21 protein-coding genes and 1 tRNA gene are annotated in these 21,640 nt (G+C 32.8%); all 22 read left to right on the top strand.

From position 1 onward, the window contains the following. Nucleotides 1-24: 24 nt before the first annotated feature. The 22 genes from yunB to E5Z56_RS10860 all read left to right on the top strand — a co-directional run bounded on the left by yunB (nucleotide 25) and on the right by E5Z56_RS10860 (nucleotide 21,620). Complete coding sequence (gene yunB / locus E5Z56_RS10965) at nucleotides 25-660, top strand: sporulation protein YunB (RefSeq protein WP_138157826.1); 636 nt, start codon at nucleotides 25-27, stop codon at nucleotides 658-660. Between the two features lie 54 nt (nucleotides 661-714). Next, nucleotides 715-2,145 carry a tRNA (N6-isopentenyl adenosine(37)-C2)-methylthiotransferase MiaB gene (gene miaB, locus E5Z56_RS10960; protein WP_138157825.1) on the top strand — a complete coding sequence of 477 codons (1,431 nt, stop codon included), beginning with the start codon at nucleotides 715-717 and terminating at the stop codon, nucleotides 2,143-2,145. Nucleotides 2,146-2,157: 12 nt separating this feature from the next. Beyond that, a complete protein-coding gene (locus E5Z56_RS10955) occupies nucleotides 2,158-2,568 on the top strand; it encodes a YlbF family regulator (RefSeq protein WP_138157824.1) in 411 nt (136 codons plus the stop codon). Nucleotides 2,569-2,598: 30 nt separating this feature from the next. Further along, complete coding sequence (gene mutS / locus E5Z56_RS10950) at nucleotides 2,599-5,205, top strand: DNA mismatch repair protein MutS (protein ID WP_138157823.1); 2,607 nt, start codon at nucleotides 2,599-2,601, stop codon at nucleotides 5,203-5,205. 15 nt (nucleotides 5,206-5,220) lie between these two features. Continuing rightward, nucleotides 5,221-7,347 (top strand): DNA mismatch repair endonuclease MutL, encoded by a 2,127-nt coding sequence (mutL, locus tag E5Z56_RS10945; protein ID WP_138157822.1) that lies wholly within the window; start codon nucleotides 5,221-5,223, stop codon nucleotides 7,345-7,347. Between the two features lie 4 nt (nucleotides 7,348-7,351). Further along, entirely contained in the window at nucleotides 7,352-8,281 is a 930-nt protein-coding gene (gene miaA, locus E5Z56_RS10940) for a tRNA (adenosine(37)-N6)-dimethylallyltransferase MiaA (RefSeq protein WP_138157821.1), read from the top strand. Continuing rightward, a complete protein-coding gene (locus E5Z56_RS10935) occupies nucleotides 8,274-9,575 on the top strand; it encodes an HlyD family efflux transporter periplasmic adaptor subunit (protein WP_138157820.1) in 1,302 nt (433 codons plus the stop codon). Before miaA ends, E5Z56_RS10935 begins: the two co-directional genes overlap by 8 nt. Beyond that, nucleotides 9,556-10,266, top strand: coding sequence for a YggS family pyridoxal phosphate-dependent enzyme (locus E5Z56_RS10930; RefSeq protein ID WP_138157819.1), 711 nt, complete (start codon nucleotides 9,556-9,558; stop codon nucleotides 10,264-10,266). Before E5Z56_RS10935 ends, E5Z56_RS10930 begins: the two co-directional genes overlap by 20 nt. Nucleotides 10,267-10,281: 15 nt before the next feature. Next, nucleotides 10,282-10,803, top strand: coding sequence for a cell division protein SepF (locus E5Z56_RS10925; protein ID WP_138157818.1), 522 nt, complete (start codon nucleotides 10,282-10,284; stop codon nucleotides 10,801-10,803). Then, nucleotides 10,804-11,547 (top strand): YlmH/Sll1252 family protein, encoded by a 744-nt coding sequence (locus E5Z56_RS10920; RefSeq protein WP_138157817.1) that lies wholly within the window; start codon nucleotides 10,804-10,806, stop codon nucleotides 11,545-11,547. A gap of 13 nt (nucleotides 11,548-11,560) precedes the next feature. Next, the gene (locus E5Z56_RS10915; RefSeq protein WP_138157816.1) at nucleotides 11,561-12,247 is read left to right on the top strand and encodes a DivIVA domain-containing protein; all 687 of its coding nucleotides are present in this window, start codon (nucleotides 11,561-11,563) and stop codon (nucleotides 12,245-12,247) included. Nucleotides 12,248-12,274: 27 nt separating this feature from the next. Next, nucleotides 12,275-15,040, top strand: a complete 2,766-nt coding sequence (gene ileS / locus E5Z56_RS10910) for an isoleucine--tRNA ligase (protein ID WP_138157815.1) — start codon at nucleotides 12,275-12,277, stop codon at nucleotides 15,038-15,040. 64 nt (nucleotides 15,041-15,104) lie between these two features. Then, the gene (gene lspA, locus E5Z56_RS10905; RefSeq protein ID WP_138157814.1) at nucleotides 15,105-15,581 is read left to right on the top strand and encodes a signal peptidase II; all 477 of its coding nucleotides are present in this window, start codon (nucleotides 15,105-15,107) and stop codon (nucleotides 15,579-15,581) included. Further along, nucleotides 15,574-16,479, top strand: a complete 906-nt coding sequence (locus E5Z56_RS10900; RefSeq protein WP_207668602.1) for an RluA family pseudouridine synthase — start codon at nucleotides 15,574-15,576, stop codon at nucleotides 16,477-16,479. The genes lspA and E5Z56_RS10900 overlap by 8 nt, the downstream gene beginning before the upstream one ends. A gap of 178 nt (nucleotides 16,480-16,657) precedes the next feature. Then, complete coding sequence (gene rplS, locus E5Z56_RS10895) at nucleotides 16,658-17,005, top strand: 50S ribosomal protein L19 (RefSeq protein ID WP_138157813.1); 348 nt, start codon at nucleotides 16,658-16,660, stop codon at nucleotides 17,003-17,005. A 62-nt stretch (nucleotides 17,006-17,067) separates the two neighbouring features. Beyond that, nucleotides 17,068-17,616 carry a signal peptidase I gene (lepB, locus tag E5Z56_RS10890; RefSeq protein ID WP_138157812.1) on the top strand — a complete coding sequence of 183 codons (549 nt, stop codon included), beginning with the start codon at nucleotides 17,068-17,070 and terminating at the stop codon, nucleotides 17,614-17,616. Between the two features lie 11 nt (nucleotides 17,617-17,627). Continuing rightward, nucleotides 17,628-18,245: a signal peptidase I gene (lepB, locus tag E5Z56_RS10885; protein ID WP_138157811.1), complete on the top strand. Its 618-nt coding sequence runs from the start codon at nucleotides 17,628-17,630 to the stop codon at nucleotides 18,243-18,245. Between the two features lie 97 nt (nucleotides 18,246-18,342). Beyond that, nucleotides 18,343-18,435: transfer RNA gene (locus E5Z56_RS10880), tRNA-Ser, on the top strand. Between the two features lie 754 nt (nucleotides 18,436-19,189). Beyond that, nucleotides 19,190-20,308 carry a hypothetical protein gene (locus E5Z56_RS10875; protein WP_138157810.1) on the top strand — a complete coding sequence of 373 codons (1,119 nt, stop codon included), beginning with the start codon at nucleotides 19,190-19,192 and terminating at the stop codon, nucleotides 20,306-20,308. 95 nt (nucleotides 20,309-20,403) lie between these two features. Beyond that, nucleotides 20,404-20,688, top strand: a complete 285-nt coding sequence (tnpA, locus tag E5Z56_RS10870) for an IS66 family insertion sequence element accessory protein TnpA (protein WP_138157809.1) — start codon at nucleotides 20,404-20,406, stop codon at nucleotides 20,686-20,688. Continuing rightward, nucleotides 20,681-21,037 carry an IS66 family insertion sequence element accessory protein TnpB gene (gene tnpB, locus E5Z56_RS10865; protein ID WP_138156313.1) on the top strand — a complete coding sequence of 119 codons (357 nt, stop codon included), beginning with the start codon at nucleotides 20,681-20,683 and terminating at the stop codon, nucleotides 21,035-21,037. The genes tnpA and tnpB overlap by 8 nt, the downstream gene beginning before the upstream one ends. A gap of 49 nt (nucleotides 21,038-21,086) precedes the next feature. Beyond that, on the top strand, nucleotides 21,087-21,620 hold the full coding sequence (locus E5Z56_RS10860) for an IS66 family transposase zinc-finger binding domain-containing protein (RefSeq protein WP_138157808.1): 534 nt from the start codon (nucleotides 21,087-21,089) through the stop codon (nucleotides 21,618-21,620). Nucleotides 21,621-21,640 lie beyond the last annotated feature (20 nt).

Here is a 21,640-nt window from a genome sequence, read left to right as displayed (position 1 = left end):
ATAATATATCTCAGGGGTGTTTTTTTGCTTATTAAGAAAATTAAGAAAAAAAGAAAATTTATGAAGTTTATTGTAATTTTCATTGCAATATGTATTTTATTAACTATTGCATTTGAAAGTTATATGAAACCACTACAAGACAAAATTATGGAAAATGAAGCCAGAGGTCTTGTAGAAGAAAGAGTATCCAAAATTGCTGATGATGTTATTTCTAATAGTGACTATGATTATGATAAGCTACTAGTAAAGAAAGAAAATAAAACCGGTGGAATAGTGTCTTTAAGTGTAAATACACCGGCAGTTAATAAAATTCAAAATGAATTTTCTGATGTGTTCCAAAATAAAATGGATGACCTAAACACTCAGTATTTTTCAGTACCTTTAGGTGACTTAACAAATCTTACTATGCTATCAAGTTTAGGACCTAGGATAAAATTTTCATATGATATGACAGGTTCAGTTGATGTTGAACTGAAAAGTTCATTTGAAAGTACAGGTGTAAATCAGACAATACATAGGGTAAATATGATTGTTGATGCCGAAGTAGTTTTTATCAGCCAATCATATATGGAAAATTTGAAAATAAGAAATGAATTTGCTATCAGTGAAACTGTTATTGTTGGTGACACACCTGATTATCTCTATCCAAAAGTAAATTAGAAAAATATCTGTTGAAAAAACATATATATTGTGATAAAATAAGATGATACAACAATGGATAGGAGTGTTACTTTGGAGAAAAGTGACTTAAATAACACAAATTTCTTGGAAAATCAAGATTATTATCTTAACTTGATTTCTGAACTTATGAATATCAGAAAAAGAGGAGAAGTACCTCTGGCTTATATTCACACATATGGTTGTCAGCAAAATGTTGCTGATAGCGAAAAAATCAAAGGTATGCTTTCAAAGGCAGGTTTTGAATTTGTAGACGGTCCTGATGATGCTGACTTTATCTTGTTCAATACTTGTGCAGTTAGAGAACATGCCGAGGATAGAGTATTCGGTAATGTTGGTGCATTAAAGAAAATTAAGAAAAAACATCCACAGATTATGATTGCAGTTTGTGGTTGTATGATGGAACAAAAACATATTGCAGAAAGAATGTACAATAGCTTTCCATTCGTTTCATTAGTTTTCGGTACTCATTCTTTGCAGAATTTCCCTGAACTATATTACAGAGCATTATTCTCAGGTAAGAGAGTTTACGAAAGAGATAATGACGATAAGAAGATTTATGAGGGTATCCCAATTAAGAGAGATGGCACTTTCAAGGGTTGGTTACCTATTATGTATGGTTGTGATAATTTCTGTACATACTGTATTGTACCTTATGTTAGAGGTAGAGAAAGAAGTCGTAAGTCTGCCGATGTTATTTCTGAAGCTAAGGAACTAATTAATTCAGGCTATAAAGATATTACTTTGTTAGGTCAAAATGTAAATTCCTACGGTAAAGGCCTTGACGAAGATATTACATTTGCAAAGTTACTTGGTGAGATTGATAAAATCCCAGGTGACTATTGGTTAAGATTTATGACTAGCCACCCTAAGGATTGTTCTAAGGAACTAATTGATACTATTGCTAGTGGTGAACATATCAGTACTCATCTTCATCTACCATTCCAAAGTGGTTCTGATAGAATTCTAAAGAAGATGAATAGACATTATGACAGAAAGAAGTATCTTGAAATTATCAATTATGCTAAAGAAAAGATTCCTAATCTTTCTTTAACAAGCGATATTATTGTTGGTTTCCCAGGAGAAACTTATGAAGATTTCAAGGAAACTTTGTCATTAATCAGAGAAGTAGAATTTACTTCACTATTTACTTTTATTTACTCACCAAGAGTAGGTACACCTGCTGCTAAAATGGATGACCCAATTCCTGCTGAGGAAAAGTCAAAGTGGTTTCAAGAACTACTTGCAGTTCAAGAAGAAATTGCTGCAAAGCGTTGTGCCTCTATGGTAGGTAAGAAAGAAAAAATTCTTGTTGAAAGTGTAAACAAGAAGAATAATAAACTTCAGTGTAGAAATTCAGGCAATATTATTGTTGAATGTGACGGTGATGAAAACTTAATCGGTACATTCCAAACTGCTGAAATTACTGAAGCAAGAAACTGGATTTTAAAAGGTAAGTTAATATAAAGGAGAATAACAATGGAAGAAAAAATTGTTTCTATGGCAAGAGAAATCGGTAAACTTCTTCAAGAAGAAGAATGTTATGCTAAGATGGAAAGTGAAAGAATTGCATCTGATGCAGATAAAGAACTTCAAGATTTAATCGGTGAATTCAACTTAAAGAGAATTGCAATTAATGAAGAAGGTATGAAGAAAGACAGAGACCAAGAAAAGATTCAAAACTTCAATAACGAAATGCGTGAAATCTACGGCAAGATTATGCAGAATGAGCATATGATTGCTTATAATGAAGCAAAGTCAGAACTTGACAAGATTGTAGGTAGAGTAGCTGCTATTATTACAAACTCAGCTAATGGTGAAGATCCTGAAACAACTGATGTACACCAAGGTTGTAGTGGTGACTGTAGTGGCTGTAGCAGTTGTGGCTAATTAATATCTATTTAGAAAGGAAGTGAGAGTATGGCTGAATTGTCACCAATGATGAAACAATATTTTGAAATTAAAGAAAAGAATAAAGACAGTATTCTGTTCTTTAGACTAGGTGACTTTTATGAGATGTTTTTTGATGATGCAAAACTTGCTTCTCGTGAACTGGATTTAACTCTCACTGGCAGGGATTGTGGTCAAAAAGAAAGAGCTCCTATGTGTGGTGTTCCGTTTCATAGTTGTGAAAGCTATATTGCAAGACTTGTTCAAAAAGGCTACAAGGTAGCAATATGTGAACAAACAGAAGACCCTGCAAAAGCTAAAGGACTTGTAAAGAGAGATATTATCAGAGTTATTACACCGGGTACTGTTATTGAGTCCGGTATGCTTGATGAGGGTAAGAATAACTTTATTTCTTCAGCTTTTATGGCAAATAAAAAGATTGGTTTATCTTTTTGTGATATTTCAACAGGTGAGCTTTTCATTACAGAAATATCCGGTGAAGACTTGCAAGACCAACTACAAGATCAATTAATCAGTTACAATCCAAGAGAAATTTTAATAGGTGGAGAAATTGTTAATTTCAAAACCTTACCAAACTTCATCAAAGAAAAACTTTCTGCCTCTGTAGAAATGCTGACTGATGATGAATTTGGCTATTCTATTTGTCTTGATGCTATGAAAAATCAGTTTAAAGAAAATGATGTTAACAGTATTAAGGATAAAAAAGAAATGGTTTCTTCTGTAGGTGCTTTGTTAAGTTATCTAAAGGTTACTCAAATTACCGGTTACGAAAGAATCAATACTTTTGAAGTATATAACGAAAATCAGTATATGAATCTTGACTATAACACCAGAAGAAATCTAGAACTTACCAGAACTATGATGAATAAAGAGAAGAAAGGTTCTCTTATTTGGTTATTGGATAAAACAAAAACTGCAATGGGTAAAAGACTACTTAGATATTGGCTTGAACACCCATTACTTAACATAGGTACAATTCTAAACCGTCAAAGTGCTATTGCCGATTTAGTTGATGATACAGTTCAAAGACTGGAAATTACTGAGTCATTAATCGGTATTTTTGATATTGAAAGATTAATGACAAAGATAGTTTACGGCAATGCCAACGCCAGGGAACTTCGTTCTCTGTGTGGTGCATTTGAGAATTTACCACAGATAAAGAATTTAATCAGTAAGTTTGATTCAAGTCTTATGAGAAAGCTAACTGAAGACATAGATCCACTTGAGGATATTCATCAGTTAATTGATACTGCTATTGAAGAAGAACCACCATTTTCTGTTAGAGAAGGTGGACTTATCAAAGAGGGCTATAATGAAGAACTTGATGCAGTCCGTTCTGATATGAACAACAGTACTTCTTTACTTGCTCAAATTGAGCTTGAACAAAAAGAAAAGACAGGTATCCCTAAGCTAAAGGTTGGTTACAACAGAGTATTTGGTTACTATATTGAAGTAACAAATTCCTATAAAGATAAAGTACCGGAAGAATATATCCGTAAACAGACTTTAACTAACTGTGAGCGATATATTACCCAAGAGCTAAAAGACCTGGAAGGAAGAATTTTAGGTGCAAAAGACCGTTCATTCGGTATGGAATATGCTATCTTTGATGAAATTAGAAAAGTAGTAGCAAATAACCTTGATAGAATTGAAAAAACTGCAAAGGCTATTGCAACACTTGATGTACTAACAAGCCTTGCAAATGTTGCAAGTGACAATAACTACACCAGACCGGAAGTTAATCAATCAAGTAAAATTATTTTGAAAGACTCTCGTCATCCGGTAGTAGAAGCACTTCTTTCAGGTGCACCATTTGTTCCTAACGATGTAACACTTGATAACGATAGTAACAGAGTTGCTATTATTACAGGTCCTAATATGGCAGGTAAATCTACATATATGCGACAAGTAGCACTAATTGTGCTAATGGCTCAGATGGGTTCATTTGTACCTGCAAGCTATGCAGAGATTGGTGTGGTTGATAGTATCTTTACAAGAGTAGGTGCATCTGATGACTTAGCATCAGGTCAATCAACATTTATGGTTGAAATGAATGAAGTAGCTAACATTGTAAAGAAAGCTACTAAGAATTCTTTGCTTATCCTTGATGAAATCGGTAGAGGTACAAGTACCTATGATGGTATGAGTATTGCGAGAGCAGTTCTTGAATTTGTTGCAGATAAGAAAAAGCTAGGTGCTAAGGCACTGTTTGCAACACATTATCATGAACTTACTGTTATGGAAAATCTCCTTGATGGAGTTAAGAATTACAACATAGCAGTTAAGAAGCGTGGTGATGATATTACCTTCTTGCGTAGAATTATACCGGGTGGTGCTGATGACAGTTACGGTATTGAAGTAGCAAAACTTGCAGGACTGCCTGATTGGATAATTAAAAGAGCAAAAGAAATATTAAAAGAGCTTACTTCCGGTAAGACTGATGATAAGGAAACATTTGCAAATATATCACCTCATAGTAGTGAAGATGATATGCAATTAAATCTCCTAGATACTGCTAGTAATGCAGTAACCGATAAATTAAAATCTGTTGATGTAAATACACTTACACCGATAGAAGCTATGAATTTATTATATGAACTAAATAATATGATTTAAAAGGTGGTGGACGCTATGGGTAGAATAAATGTACTTGATAAACATACGGCAGAACTTATTGCTGCCGGTGAAGTTGTAGAGCGTCCTTCATCTGTTGTAAAAGAATTACTAGAGAATTCTATAGATGCAGGGGCAACTCAAATTACAGTTGAAATTATGCATGGTGGTATTGACTATCTTCGTATTACAGATAACGGTTGTGGTATCCTTAAAGAAGATGTACGCAATGCTTTTAAGCGAAATGCTACCAGTAAAATTTCAGTTGACAGTGACCTTGAAAAAATAGGTACACTTGGCTTTAGAGGTGAAGCCCTAGCGTCAATTTCATCAGTTTCAAAGGTTCAGCTTATAACCAAAGCTAAAGAAGAAAATATAGGTTCAGCTTATGAAATTGATGGTGGAGAGGAAATTTCTTTTGATGATGCCGGTTGCCCTGATGGTACAACTTTAATTATGAGAAATCTTTTCTACAATGTACCGGCTAGATATAAATTCCTTAAAAAGGATGTTGCCGAAGGTAATGCAGTTGCAAGTGTAATTGATAAGATTGCTTTGTCACATCCTGAAATTGCAATTACTTTTATTAGGGATAACAAGAGAGTTCTGAAAACTGCCGGTGATGGTAAATTAATGTCATCAATTTATGCAGTATATGGCAGAGATTTTGCCTCAACACTTATACCTGTTGACTATGAACTTAACGGTATGAAGTTAACCGGTTATATCAGCAGACCTACAAATGGTCGAGCAAATAGGAATATGCAAAACACATTTATTAATGGTCGTTTTGTAAAGTCAAGGACAATTTCTGTTGCACTTGAAGAAGCCTGTAAAGGTTCAATTATGATTGGTAAGTTTCCTTCTTGTGTTCTTAATTTACAGATTAGTCCTGAGGCAGTTGATGTAAATGTTCATCCGGCTAAAATTGAAGTTAGATTTATTAATGAAAGACCTGTTTTTGATACAGTTTATCATGGTGTTAAGTCAGCTTTACTTCGTGGAGACAGCAGAAAGGAAGCAGTACTAAACCACAACAATACTGTAAATATAAAGCCTCTAAATCCTTTTAATTTGGCAAATAAGGTTATTAATAAAGAACCTACTAAATCGGTTCAAAAAGCACCTGAAAAACCAAGAGAAAAAAGTATTTTTGATGAACTTGATTTACCGACAAAAACTGTAAAGTATAATAAAGTAAATAAAGTTTCCGACAGTTCTTCTGTTCAAAAGAAGTATATGGAATTTCTGGAGAATAACAAGAAACTGTCAGAAAACAATCAAACTACAAACAATTCGTTATGTGATAATATAGATAATAATGCAGAAAATAATGTTTCAACTGAAAGTAAGATTGAAACAAAAATAAATGAAGTAAAAGAAGATACTTCATTAAAACAAGAAGTACAAAAGGTTAATCCTTTTGAAGAACTTGAACTGGAAAAAATAACTAAAGATGAAAATATAATTACGGAAGAAAAGAAAAGTGATGTTGATGTTGTGTTGCCAACAGAAAGACAAACAAATTCTTCTTCCGAAAATATAGAAATCAAAACATTAATTGACGAAGACAAGCAAAGTTTTAGATTTATCGGTGAAGCAATGAATACATATATCATTGTAGAAACTGATAACAATAAACTTGTTTTAATAGATAAACACGCAGCTCATGAAAGAATAATTTTCGAAAAGCTAAAGCGTGAAAAAGGAACAGGTTCTGTTCAGCTACTGTTAATTCCAATTACAGTTACACTGGAAAAAAATGAGTATACTGTAGCAATTGAACATTTATATATGTTCAAGAATGTTGGGTTTGATGTAGAGGACTTTGGTAATGGTACTTTGATTGTGAGAAGTGCACCATCATACCTAAGAAATGATGATATTGAAGATACTATTATTGAAATTTGTGGTTACATAGCTGAAAACAGAAAGAATGTTATGAGTGAACATATGGAATGGATTTATCACAATATTTCATGCCGTTCAGCAATAAAAGCAGGTGACAGTAGTACTGCTAAGGAACTAATAGATATTGCGAAAACAGTTTTTTCTGATGACAGTATAAGATATTGTCCTCATGGCAGACCTGTATGTATTGAACTTTCTAAATATGAAATTGAAAAACAATTTGGAAGGGCATAACTAAATGGACAAGATAAAAATTATTACTATAATCGGACCTACTGCATCAGGTAAAACAAGCCTTTCTATTGCAGTTGCAAAGAAATATAATGGTGAAATAGTTTCTGCTGATTCAATGCAAATCTATGAAGATATGGATATTGGAACAGCTAAACCTACTTTGGAAGAAATGGATGGAATAAAGCATTATATGATGGATTTTCTTCCACCATCAACTAACTATTCAGTAGCAGATTATGTAAAAGATGCAAATAGTGCAATTAAAGAAATTTTAGATAAAAATAAACTGCCAATACTTGTTGGTGGTACAGGACTTTATGTTGATTCATTGCTTAATAATGTTCAGTTTACTGAGCAAAAAGTTGATGAACAGTTAAGAAATAAATTGAATTCTAAGAGTGATGAAGAATTACTTCAAGAACTCCAAAAGGTAGATAAAGAGTCCTATGATAAACTATCAAAAGAAATCAACCATAAGCGAATTGCCAGGGCATTAGAAGTATATTATCTTACAGGCAAACCTAAGTCACAAATTGATAAAGAGGCAATGATGGTTGAGTCACCATATAAACCGATAAAAATCGGATTATATGCAGAAGACAGACAGTTTCTGTACGATAGAATTAATCAAAGAGTTGACATAATGGTTCAGCAAGGTGTTTTAGAAGAAGCTAAAAATCTTATGAACAGTAACCTTAGTTTAACTGCTCAAAAAGCCATTGGATATAAAGAATTCTTTCCTTATTTAAATGGTGAAGATACTTTAGAAAATTGTGTTGAAAAATTAAAAATGAATACAAGAAGATATGCAAAAAGGCAGTTAACTTGGTTTAAAAGAGATAAAAACATTAAATGGTTTGATATAAGTAAACTTAACAGTGAAGAATTAATAAAGAATGTTTTTGAATATATAGATGAGGCAAAAGATGATTAATAAAAAGACAAAAAGAATTATTATTAGTGCAATATGTATTTTTATAATTATATATGTTATTTATGTTTTCATTAGCTCAGTATTTGACCTTAACGGTGTAGATACTGAAGTGGCAACACAGATTACTGCAACTGACTCTCTTTATAAAGATGCAATTATTGTTAGAGATGAAAAGTTAGTGAAAAACAGTACAGACGGTATTATTTCTTTCTCTTGCGATGATGGTGACAAAGTTGCAAAGAATGAAAAGGTAGCTGATATTTACAGTTCAGAAGATGATGTTCTAAATAACAACAAACTTGAAGATATTAATAGTGAAATCACTAGACTTAAGAAGTTAAGTTCTACTGCATCTAACGGTGATGTTGGTATTGATACTGTTAATAGTCAGATTAATAATTCTATTACAGAACTAAATTCCCGTATTGCTGATAAAAACTTTCTTGACAGTGAAAATTATGTTGATGATATTACATATTTAATCACAGAAAGAATGTTAGTAGCAGGTAAGAATGTTGATATTTCAAGCAGATTAAACGATTTAAAGCCACAGAAACAGGAACTACAGAACACATCTAATAAAGCAGTTGGATCTGTAAAGGCTTCACAAGCCGGTTGTTTTGTTTCTTCTGCTGATGGTTATGAGTCAATTTATAAGTACAAAAATGCAAAGTCAATGACGATTACAAAGTACAATAAATTACTAAAACAAAAGCCTAAGAAAGTGTCAAGTGATACAATCGGTAAACTTGTTACAAGTGTAAACTGGTATGTGATTTGTCCAATTTCTAAGGAAGAGGCTTTAACACTAAAGTCAACTAACTATGATTCAATTACAGTAAATATGCCTTATGCGTCAACAAGCACAATCCCTGCATCTATTGAGTCTATCAACCAAGATAAAAAGGGTGGAGACAGTATTCTTGTTTTGAAGTGTAATTATATGAATTCAGAACTGGCTTCTGTTAGAAAAGAAAATGTTGAAATTTGTCTAAAAACTTATGAAGGTATAAGAGTTAATAAGGATGCTCTTCATACTGATTATGTTACAAAGATTACAGAAGATAGTAAGGGTAACCAGAAAACAACTAAGAAGAAAGTTCAGGGTGTATATGTACTATATGGCAATGAACTTCAGTTTAAACAAGTAAATATTATTTATTCTGGTTCAGATTTTGTTATTTGTGATCCTTCTTCAGATAATGCAAACTTGTATAATGGAGAAACGATTTCTTTATATGATAATATTGTAGTAAAGGGGAATGACTTAAAAGATGGAAAGATCATTAACTGATATTAAGTATAATTATGATTTTATCAATGAGAAAATTGCAGAGGCTGCTATGAAAGCCGGAAAAACCAGGGATGATATTACTTTTCTTTCAGCAACAAAAACTGTTGAACCTGAGTATATTAACTATGCAATTTCTCTGGGACTTTCCTATATCGGAGAAAACAAGGTTCAGGAATTACTTTCAAAGTATGATGAGTACAACCTTGAAAACTGTTCATTACAGTTTATTGGACACTTACAGAGCAACAAAGTAAGACAAATTGTCGGTAAGGTTGATTTAATTCAGTCAATCGACTCAATGAAACTTGCTAAAGAAGTTTCTAAGTGTTCTTTAAAGAATAACATTACTTCTGATATTTTAGTTGAAGTAAATATCGGAAAAGAAGAAAACAAATCCGGTGTTATGCCGGAAATGCTTGAGGAATTAGTGGAAGAAATTAGCACTTTACCTGCTGTAAATGTTAAAGGATTGATGACTATTCCACCTATTTGTGAAAAAAATGACGAAATTCGTAGATATTTTGAAAAAATGAATAGATTATTCCTTGACATATCATCAAAAAAATTAGATAATGTTTCTATGGACATTTTGTCTATGGGTATGTCTAGTGACTATTACGAAGCAATATTAGAAGGTGCCAATATGGTAAGAATCGGTTCTGCTTTGTTTGGAAATAGGATATATAAATAATTTGGAGGTTCAGATATGGCTGGTTTTGTAGATAAGATTAAGAGAATGTGGGATTCACCTGATGATGAATATGAGTATGATGATTACTCATATGAGGATAACAAAGATTCTTACGATGATGAAGATGACTATGTTGATGAAAGAGAACATCAGCGTGAAGTAAGAAGATCTGAAAGATCAGAAAGAAGAAGATATACTTCTGACTCATATACAGATAGTGACAGTGGCAACAAGGTTGTTAACATTAATGCAAGTACAAAAATTCAGGTTATTCTATTTAAGCCTGAGCGTTTTGGTGACGAAACAAGAGGTATTGCAGATGAAATCAACAAGAATCGCACTGTAGTACTTAATCTTGAAGACACTAACAAGGATATGTCAAGAAGAATTATTGACTTCCTAAGTGGTGTTACATATGCTAAAAAGGGTAAGATTAAAAAAATCGCAAATGCTACATTTATCATTATGCCTGAAAATGTAGATTTCACAGGTGATGATTTACTTGGTGAACTTGAAAATAACGGAGTTATTTTTTAATTGAGTAAAAATATAGATGAAAAGGATATTCTGATTTCTAGAATAAGTGACCTTTATTATCTTTCTATGGAAAGGAACAAACCTGAGTTTACATCTTTCCTTAATGAAAGTGAAATTTCAATTTGTATTGAAGCATTAAAGGACTTTGGTATTACTGATTACTGTTTCTTTGGTGGCTATGAAAACAGCCAGAGAAAGGTACTTGGATTTTTCGCTAAGGAAGAGGAATATCCAATATCAATTATTGAATATAAATATAGAAAGCAAGATAAATTAACACATAGACAGTTTCTTGGTACAATTCTTTCTACCGGACTTAACAGAAATGTTATAGGTGATATTGTTTGTATGGAAGGCAAATCTTATGTTTTTGTGTTAGAAAATCAAGCAGAATATATTTTATCTCAAATAAATAGAATTGCTAAAGTTGGAGTAAAGTCAAGAATAGTTACACTTGATAACTTTGATTACACACCAACATTTAAGTATTATGACTATACAGTTGCTTCTCTTAGACTGGATGCAGTTGTTGCTGCTATAACCGGTCTTAGCAGAGAAAAGGTAAGGACACTTATGCTTTCGGGTAATGTGTTTAAGAACTATATAGAAGATACAAATATAAGCGACAAAGTATCACAAGACGACATTATTTCTATACGAAAGTATGGTAAATTTATTCTTGATGATATTAATGGCTTAACTAAAAAAGGCAGACAAAAAATTAAAATAAAACAATATATATAGGGGAGATATAAAGATGCTAACTATTGATGAAATCAAGGATGTCAAGTTTAGAACTAACAGAGGTGGCTCTTTTTATAAGGCTGAAGATGTTGATTCTTTTATTGATGATGTTATAGAAACATTTGAACAGAAAAATAACGAAAAGGCTGAACTTGTACACAAGATGGATATTCTTGCTACAAGAATTGAACAGTACCGTTCTGACGAAGAAACAGTTCGTAACGCGCTATTATCAGCTCAGAAAGTTGCTGACTCTACACTTAAGGAAGCTAACGAACAGTCTGAAATTGCTGTAAAGAATGCTGAGAAAAAGGCTGATGAACTTATTGCACAAGCACAGGCAGAAGTAAAGAAAGAAAAAGACTCCCTAGTTGCTTTACAGAAACTTGCTAATGAAATGAGAACAGAACTATTAATGAAAGTTAAGAGTTGTATTGATATTGTTGATGCACTTCCAACTGATAATGTTGTTGCTGAAATTCAGGAAAAGCTATCTAAGGAATTTCCTACACCTGCAGTATCAGAAGAAGTTGTTGAACCAAAGGTTGAACCGGTTAAGGTTGCTGAACCTCCAGTAGAAGTTGAAAAAGAAGAACCTGCTGAAGAAGTAAAAGAAGAAAAGAAGACTGACCCGGCTCTTGAAGGTACTACTAAGTTTGGTGTTCTAAAGTTTGGTAGTAATTATGATGTAGAAGAATAATTAAAATATAAATTGGAGAGAAGTAGAATGTCACAGGATTACAATAAGACTTTAAATCTTCCTAAGACTGACTTCCCTATGAGAGCAGGACTTCCAAAGAGTGAACCTGTAACTTTAAAGGGTTGGGAAGATAACAAGATTTATGACAAGTTAATGAAGAAAAATGATGGTAAACCATTATTCGTATTGCATGATGGTCCTCCATATGCAAATGGTGATATCCATCTAGGTCATGCTTTAAACAAGATTCTTAAGGACTTTATTGTTCGTCAGAAGAATATGGCCGGTTTCAAAGCACCATATGTTCCGGGTTGGGATACTCATGGTCTTCCAACAGAACTAAAGGCCAGACAAAAGGCCGGTGTTGGTAACTCAGCAGAAATCTCTATTGTTGAACTTCGTAAAATGTGCGAAGAATTCGTTACAGGTTATATTAATGACCAGCGTACACAGTTTAAGAGATTAGGTGTTATCGGTGAATGGGATAACCCATATATTACACTAAAGCATGAATTTGAAGCAGAACAGATTAGAGTATTTGCTGATATGGCTACTAAGGGTTATATCTATAAGGGACTAAAGCCTGTATATTGGTGTCCTGAATGTAAAACAGCTCTAGCTGAAGCTGAAATCGAATATGCTGAAGATCCTTGTCATTCTATTTATGTTAAATTCAATGTAACTGATGATAAGGGTGTATTCTCAAACTTGGGAATTGACCCATCAAAGGTTAAGTTTGTTATTTGGACAACTACAACTTGGACATTACCAGCTAATGTTGCTATTTGTGTTGGTCCAAGATATGAATATTCTATCATCAAAACAGGTGATGAATATCTTGTAATGGCTACTGAACTTTATAAGAATGCAATGGAAGTTGCTGAAGTTACAGATTATGAAGTAGTAGCTACAGTCAAGGGTAGTGAACTTGAATATATCAAGACTGCTCATCCATTCCTAGACAGAGAGTCACTTGTAATTGTCGGTGACCATGTTACTCTTGAAAGTGGTACAGGTTGTGTTCATACTGCTCCCGGTCATGGTGTTGATGACTTTAATGTATGTCAGAACTATCCTGAAATTCCTACGATTTGTCCTGTTGACTCTAACGGTGTTCTTACTGAAGAAGCAGGTCAGTTTGCAGGTTTAACAACTGATGAAGCTAATAAGAAGATTGCTATGTTCCTTGATGAACAAGGTTCTCTATTCGCACTAAAGAAGATTATCCACCAGTATCCTCACTGTTGGAGATGTAAGACACCTATCTTATTTAGAGCTACTGACCAGTGGTTCTGTTCTGTTGATGACTTTAAGGATGAAGCAGTTGAAGCTATTAACAATGTTAAGTGGATTCCTTCATGGGGTCGTGACAGAATTACAAATATGGTTAGAGAAAGAAAAGACTGGTGTATTTCTCGTCAGAGAAAATGGGGTGTACCTATTCCAATCTTCTTCTGTAAAGAATGTGGCGAAGCTCATATTGATAAGGATGCTATGTATGCAGTAGCTGACCTATTTGAAAAAGAAGGTTCTAATGCTTGGTATAATCATACTGCTGCTGAAATTCTACCTGCAGGTACAAAGTGTAAGAAGTGTGGTTGTACTGAATTTGATAAAGAAAAAGACATTATGGATGTTTGGTTCGATAGTGGTTCTTCTCACGCTGCTGTTGTTAGAAAGAGAGATAACCTACAGTTCCCTGCAGACCTATATCTAGAAGGTAATGACCAGTACAGAGGTTGGTTCCAGTCTTCACTTCTAACTTCTGTTGCAACAAATGGAGTTGCACCTTATAAGGCAGTTCTTACTCACGGTATGATTCTTGATGAAGAAAAGAGAAAGATGAGTAAGTCACTTGGTAATGGTATCAGTCCTCAGGATGTTATTAAACAGTATGGTGCTGATGTACTAAGACTTTGGGTTGCTTCTACTGACTATCAGTCCGATGTTCATATTTCAAATGATATTCTAAAGCAGATTTCTGAATCATACAGAAAGATTAGAAATACTGCAAGATATATCCTAGGTAATATTTCTGACTTTAACCCTGACGAAAATTCTGTTGCTATTGATGAACTACTACCAATGGATAAGTGGGCACTTGTTAAGTTAAATGAACTTATTAACAAGGTAGCAAATGCTTATGATAACTATGAATTCCATCAGGTTTATCATTCAGTAAGAAACTTCTGTGTAGTTGATATGTCTAACTTCTATCTAGATGTTCTTAAGGATAGACTATACACAGAAAAGAAAGAAAGTCATTCAAGAAGAGCTGCTCAGACAACTATCTATATTATTCTTGATTCTCTAACAAGAATGATTGCTCCTATCCTTGCTTATACTTCTGATGAAATCTGGAAGTATATTCCACATAGAGCATCTGATGATGGTGAATGTGTAATGTTTAATGAAATGCCAAAGCCTGTTGAAATCAATGTTTCTGATGACTTTATGGCTAAGTGGGACAAGATTCACGATTTAAGAGATGATGTTAAGAAAGCTCTTGAAGAAGCAGTTAAGGAAAAGAAACTAAAGAAGTCACTTGACGCTAAGATTATTCTTAATGCTAGTGGTGATGAACTTGAATTTATCAAGTCTGTAGAACCTGAACTAAAGAATGTATTTATTGTTTCCGGTGTAGAAGTAGTAGATAATGATTCAGATACTAAGATTGATGTTGAACTAGCTGATGGTGAAAAGTGCGAAAGATGTTGGGAACATTCAGTTACTGTTGGTGCTGATCCTGTACATCCAACTCTTTGCCAGAGATGTGTAAATGTTCTTAAATAATAAATAACTAATTACGGTGCACATTCTGTTTGGTGTGCACCGTTTTTATTAATGAGGTGAAAAGTTGGTAGCGTTATCTCTTGTTATAGCCGGTTTAGTTGTTGTTATAGACCAGGTTATTAAATATTTTGTAGCTATGTATTTACCACAAGCAGGTGTTGTTACTGCAATTCCACATTTATTAGATTTAAATTATGTTGAAAATCGTGGTGTTGCTTTTGGTATGTTTGAAAATATGAGGTGGATTTTTGTTGCTCTAACTTCAGTTATTATTGTAATCCTACTTTATATAATCATTTTCAAAAAGATTAAATCCAAAATGTTCCTAATATCATCAGCATTGATTATTGGTGGTGGTATAGGTAATTTAATTGATAGAGTTCTTTATGGATATGTAATAGACTATTTACAGCTTTCTTTTTTCAGTCCGGTATGTAACTTTGCCGATTATGCAGTTACGGTTGGTACAGTACTGCTTGTAATTTATCTTCTATTTATGTCTGATAGTTCTAAGAAGGAGAATAAGGTTGAACATTCTTAATTACATTATTGAAAATGAAAATCAAGAAGTTAGAGTTGATAAGTTTCTTTCTGATACTATAGAAGATATGTCTAGGTCATCAGTTGCTTCAATTATTGAAGATGGTGGTCTGTTAGTTAATGATAAATTACAAAACAAAAAGTATAAACTTAAAATCGGGGATAAAGTTCAATTTACTGTTCCTGACCCTGTAGAGTATACTGTTGAGGCAGAAGAAATACCACTTGATATTGTTTATGAAGATAGCGATTTGTTGGTAGTAAATAAACCTAAAGGAATGGTTGTTCATCCTGCACCGGGAAACTATAAAGGTACTTTAGTAAATGCACTGCTTTATCACTGCAAAGATTCCTTATCAGGTATCAATGGTGTATTAAGACCCGGTATTGTCCATAGAATAGATAAAAATACAAGTGGACTTTTGATTGTAGCAAAGAATGATTTTGCTCATAATAGACTTGCTGAACAAATTAAAGAACATAGCTTTAAGCGTGAATACCAAGCCGTTGTTTATGGCAATATTAAAGAAAACGGTACAGTAGATGCACCTATTGGCAGAAGTAAAAAAGATAGAAAGAAAATGTGTATTACCTATGAAAATTCTAAGAATGCAGTAACTCATTATGAAGTTATACAGAGTTATGGTAATTTTACTCATATTAAATGTATCTTAGAAACAGGCAGAACTCATCAGATTAGAGTTCATATGGCTTCAATCGGTCATCCGGTAGCAGGTGATGATGTATATGGCCCTAAGAAAGTTATTACAAAGCTAAAGGGTCAATGCCTTCATGCTAAGGTAATTGGTTTTGTTCATCCAAGAACAGAAGAGTATATGGAGTTTAATTCAGAACTTCCGGAATACTTTAGAAAATTTTTGCAAGAAATTCAACAATAAATTGTGATATTTTTTGTAAAAACACTTGCACAATACAAATTATTGTGTTATTATATATAGGCATTTGGAATCTGTCGTTATACGATAGGAGTCAAATCGAGGTCATTGACCGAAAATTTGAAGCGGGTATTCCTCTGCTACATAGGCAAGAATATCTGAAATTACAGGAGGAAATAAAATGGACGCATTAAAAACTATTGCAGCAGCTTCAATGAAAGAGTCTTTCCCAGAATTCAATGTTGGTGATACAGTAAAGGTATCAGTTAACATTCGTGAAGGTGAAAGAGAAAGAATCCAGATGTTCGAAGGAACTGTTATCGCTAAGAAGGGTAGTGGCATTGCTGAAACTTTCACAGTAAGAAGAGTATCTTACGGTGTTGGTATCGAAAGAGTATTCCCAGTACACTCACCAAACGTTGTTGACGTTAAGGTTGTTAGATATGGTAAGGTTCGTAGAAGTAAGCTATATTACCTAAGAGACAGAGTAGGTAAGGCTGCTAAGGTTAAGGAACAAATCAAAAAGTAATTAAAGGGGACTTTATGTCCCTTTTTTTACTATCTAAACGAAATTAGACGAAGAGAGATATAATGGATAATAATTATACAATTAAGACAAAATCAGCACCTAATTGGATATATGATTGGACTAAGTCAATTATTTCAGTGATTTTTGTTGTTCTGATTATTCTTACTTTCTTTTTTAGAATTGTAAATGTAGACGGAACATCAATGTACAGTACTCTTTATGATGGTGATAAACTATTTGTTTCAAGTTTTCTATATACACCTACTGATGGTGATATTGTTATTATCAGTCATGGTCAGTATTTAGATGAACCTATTGTTAAGAGAGTTATTGCTACTGAAGGTCAAACTCTAAAAATTGACTTTGACAAACAAAAGGTATATGTTGACGGTAAAGAACTTAACGAACCTTATGTATCATCCGAATTAATACCTGGTGATGCTAAGATTCCTGAGGTTATACCTGAAGGTAAAATCTTTGTAATGGGTGACAACAGATATGTTTCTAAAGACAGTAGATATGTTGAAGTAGGTTTGATTAATGTAAAAGATGTTATTGGCAAGGCTCAGTTTACATTATTTCCATTCAACCATGCAAAATACTTGTATTAATAGGTGATACTATGCAAAGCAGAAAAAAAGAAAAGTATTTTGACAAGTCTAAGAAACAGCCGAAAACAAAAGTTAATAATAAAGAAGATTACATAGTAGTCAACAATAACCCTACAGTTGGATTTTTCTATTACTTAGCAAGAGCAATTATAATGGCTGTTGTTGTGATTATCATTATTCTTACTTTCTTCTTAAGAATTGTAAATGTTGATGGCAGATCAATGATGAATACACTTCTTGATAATGATAAGGTAATTGTTACTAATTTTATGTACACACCTAAGGATAATGACATTGTTGTTATTAGCCATGCTAAGGAATATGATAAGCCTATTATCAAGAGAGTTATTGCAACTGAAGGACAAAGTCTTAAAATTGATTTTGAAAATCAAAAAGTCTATGTTGATGGTACATTAATTGATGAACCTTATGTTAGTTCTGAACTAAAAGAAGGTAATACAGAAATTCCATCAGTAATACCTAAAGGCAAAGTATTTGTAATGGGTGATAACAGACTTGATTCACTTGATAGTCGTTACTCAGAAATCGGACTTATTGATGAAGAGAATATTATTGGTAAGGCTCAGTTTGTAATTCTTCCTATTACTAGAATTCAATATTTATACTAATATAAGCACCTTTTCCTTTGAAAAGGTGTATTTTTTTAAGAAATTTAAAATAATACTTGATTTTTTTCTTAATTCAAGTTATAATTAGTAGCGTTGTGGAGAGTTGTCCGAGATGGCCGAAGGAGCACGATTGGAAATCGTGTAAACCATTAAAGTGGTTTCGAGGGTTCGAATCCCTTGCTCTCCGCCAAGAAATATATCAGAAACCCAGTATTTATCGCACTTTTAGCCATTTTGGTTATGGTGCGATATTTACTTTTGTGGCTAAGATTTTGTATGCAAAATTTGATTTTCCTAAAGAGTTTTTAAAAACTTTCCTAAAGAGTGTTTTCTAATATTTAAAATATTTGAAACAACAATATATAAAATTACATAATTAATAGAGGAATTACCAATAATTGAAGTTGATATATAGCATAATATAGATAAAAATAATTATATAAGGTAAATGCGATACACGATAGCCCATAGTGTAAACTAATTAAGTGAGAATATCGTAATTAGTATCATAATTATTGGTATAATAAGAATAATACACTAAATTAGTCTGTGTTCAACCTGCTATTTACCCATTTTCAAATTTACAAATCGTTATAGAAAATTATATGTTTCCTTAAGAAGTCTATAATAGAAAATCATATCTTTAATCAAAGCTGTTAGCATGTTGCTAGCAGCTTTTTTACTCCCACTAATCGTCAAATGTAACAGTAATAATAAATATTCAATAAAATTATTATTTATATTGACATTTTATTTTTATTATAGTAGAATAATATTACTTTAAGTGACAAAATTATACAAATTCCGTATTAATTGTCAGAATATAAATACATTAAGTTAAATGAATATAATATTTGCAAATATTGAACATATAATTACTTGGAGGTGATAATTAACAATACGATGTAGAAAACCAAAAATATATTAAACAGAGGGGAAGGTCTATGAAAAAAGGTATTAAAAAAATTATGTCAGTTGTTTCAATAATCTTGTGTATCACACTTTTATCATCAATCTCAACACATGTATTAGCTGAAACCATAGGTAAGAACAATGATGAAACTCCATCAAATCCTAATTTTTCAAATATAGGTGATGGAACAGAAGTAGGAAATATAGTATCAGAAATCACTGAAAATCGTGATAAATACACAAAACATTTTCGTTTAGATGATGGAACATTTATGGCTGTAAATTATGTTGTTCCGGTTCATTATAAAACTAAAAGTGGAAAATGGGTTGAATATGATAATTCGTTAGTTAAGGAAAATGTTGAAACTTCTAGTAATGAGGAAGAAACAAAATATTCTAATAAGAAAAGTAATATTGATGTTGATCTCTCTACTAACTCAAGAGAAGAAGAGTTAGTTTCTCTTAATACATCTAAAGGTAACATTAGTTGGAAGTATGTTGATTCAAATAATTCAAAAGCTAAAGTAGTTAAAGACAATGAAAAGCTAGAAGGTAATCGAAAATTTACTACTTTGCAAAATCTTTCTTCTGAAGTGAATTATAACAATATTTATGATAATACAGATTTACAATGTTTTATTTCATCTACAGGTGTTAAAGAAAATATCATTCTAAAAAATGCAAAAGCAAATAATGAATTTCAAATTCAATATGATATTCAAGACTTAAAAGTAAAACAAGTAGATGAACAAACAATTAATCTAATAAAAGATGGCAAAACTGCATATACAGTTACTTCACCATATATGTATGACGCAAGTGGTGAACAAAGTTCTAAAGTATCACTAAAGATTGATAGAATACAAGATAATAAGCTATATGTAAATCTTGTTGCAGATAAAAACTTTTTAAATAATGCTAATACAAAATATCCTGTTACTATTGATCCGGAAGTAATTGCTACCTCTGTATCTACTACTGAAACAGCTCAAGTAAATTCAAGCAAAAAGGATTCAGTAGAAGGTCAGCAGACACACTTTTATCTTGGTAAAGATGCCAATAATACCGAGTATAGTGGTAACCGTCAAATAAGCCAGCGTCTTGAAGCGGATTTGAAAACATGCGAAAATATCCAAGTAAATAAGTTGTAGACGAACATCTACAATAGACTACAACAAAAAACGATTGGAGAGTTTCGTATGAACAAAGGTGTCAGAACATTAAGAAAAGAACAGAACCTGGCTCTTTGGGCAAACCAAGTAGAGAATGCAACAACAGTGGGTTAAGTGTTGCGCAGTGGTGCAGAAATAACAATATTCCTGTAAGTACATTTTGGAGCAGACAGAAAAAGGTATACGAAGCCTACACTCAAAAAAACAGACCTCAATTCATAGAAGTGTCAGTAGAACCAGAAGTAAACGCTAACTCACCTATGATTTCTATCAAAAGAAATGATTTCACAGTAGAAATCAATAATGGTGCTGACGAAGCTACAATAACAGCTGTGTTGAGGGCAATGAAAAATGCTTAATGATTTTAATTGTAATTGCCCGATATACCTTGCAAGTGGATATACTGATCTACGCAGAGGAATAGACGGACTTGCAACAATAATAGAAAAGCAGTTTAAGCTTGAGTCTTGTACAAATGCTTTGTTTCTCTTCTGTGGACGAAGAACGGATAGAATTAAAGGTTTGTATTGGGAAGGTGACGGATTTCTGCTTCTGTATAAAAGGCTTGAAAAAGGTAAGTTTCAATGGCCTCGAAAATCTGAAGAATGTGTCACAATAACACCTCAGCAATATCGTTGGTTAATGGAGGGACTTAATATAATCCAGCCTAAGTCAACACAAAAAATAAGTGGAATAAAGTTCTCATAAAATGGCTTAAATACTGTACTTTTGCCTTGTTTTGTGGTATAATATAGGTATGATAATCAAGGATAAAAACAGTGAAACAATTACTATTTCACTGGATGAATATAATGAACTAAAATCATTAAAAGAGCACTGTTCAGAACTTGAAACACAGGTGAAGTGGCTGATGGAGCAGCTTAAGATAAATAATAAAAAGACCTATGGCTCAAAAAGTGAACAATCGGAATATATTTACGAACAGCTTAGTCTTCTTCATAACGAAGCAGAGCTCTACTCAGATGTAGAAGCAAAGGAAGAGGTTAAGGTGGCTTCTCATACCCGAAAAAAGAAAGAAGCTACTCTTGACAAATTACCAGAAAACATCAAGACAGTTGTTGTAGAGCATACTCTTCCCGAAGAAGAAAAGGTATGTCCTAACTGTAATGAACAGCTTGAGGTTATTGGTAAGGAAGTAAAGAAAACATTAAAAATCAAACCTGCTGAGGTGATTATTCAGGAGGATGTATATTACACCTACGCCTGCAAGAATTGTGAGAAAAACGGTATTGAGACCCCAATAGTAAAACACCACAGGAAAAGCCAGTAATCAAAGGCAGCTTTGCTTCA

This window comes from Ruminococcus bovis, assembly GCF_005601135.1.
Lineage (GTDB): Bacteria > Bacillota > Clostridia > Oscillospirales > Acutalibacteraceae > Ruminococcoides > Ruminococcoides bovis.
Note: the sequence above shows the minus strand (reverse complement) of the source record. Positions and strands in the feature narration are given on the sequence as shown.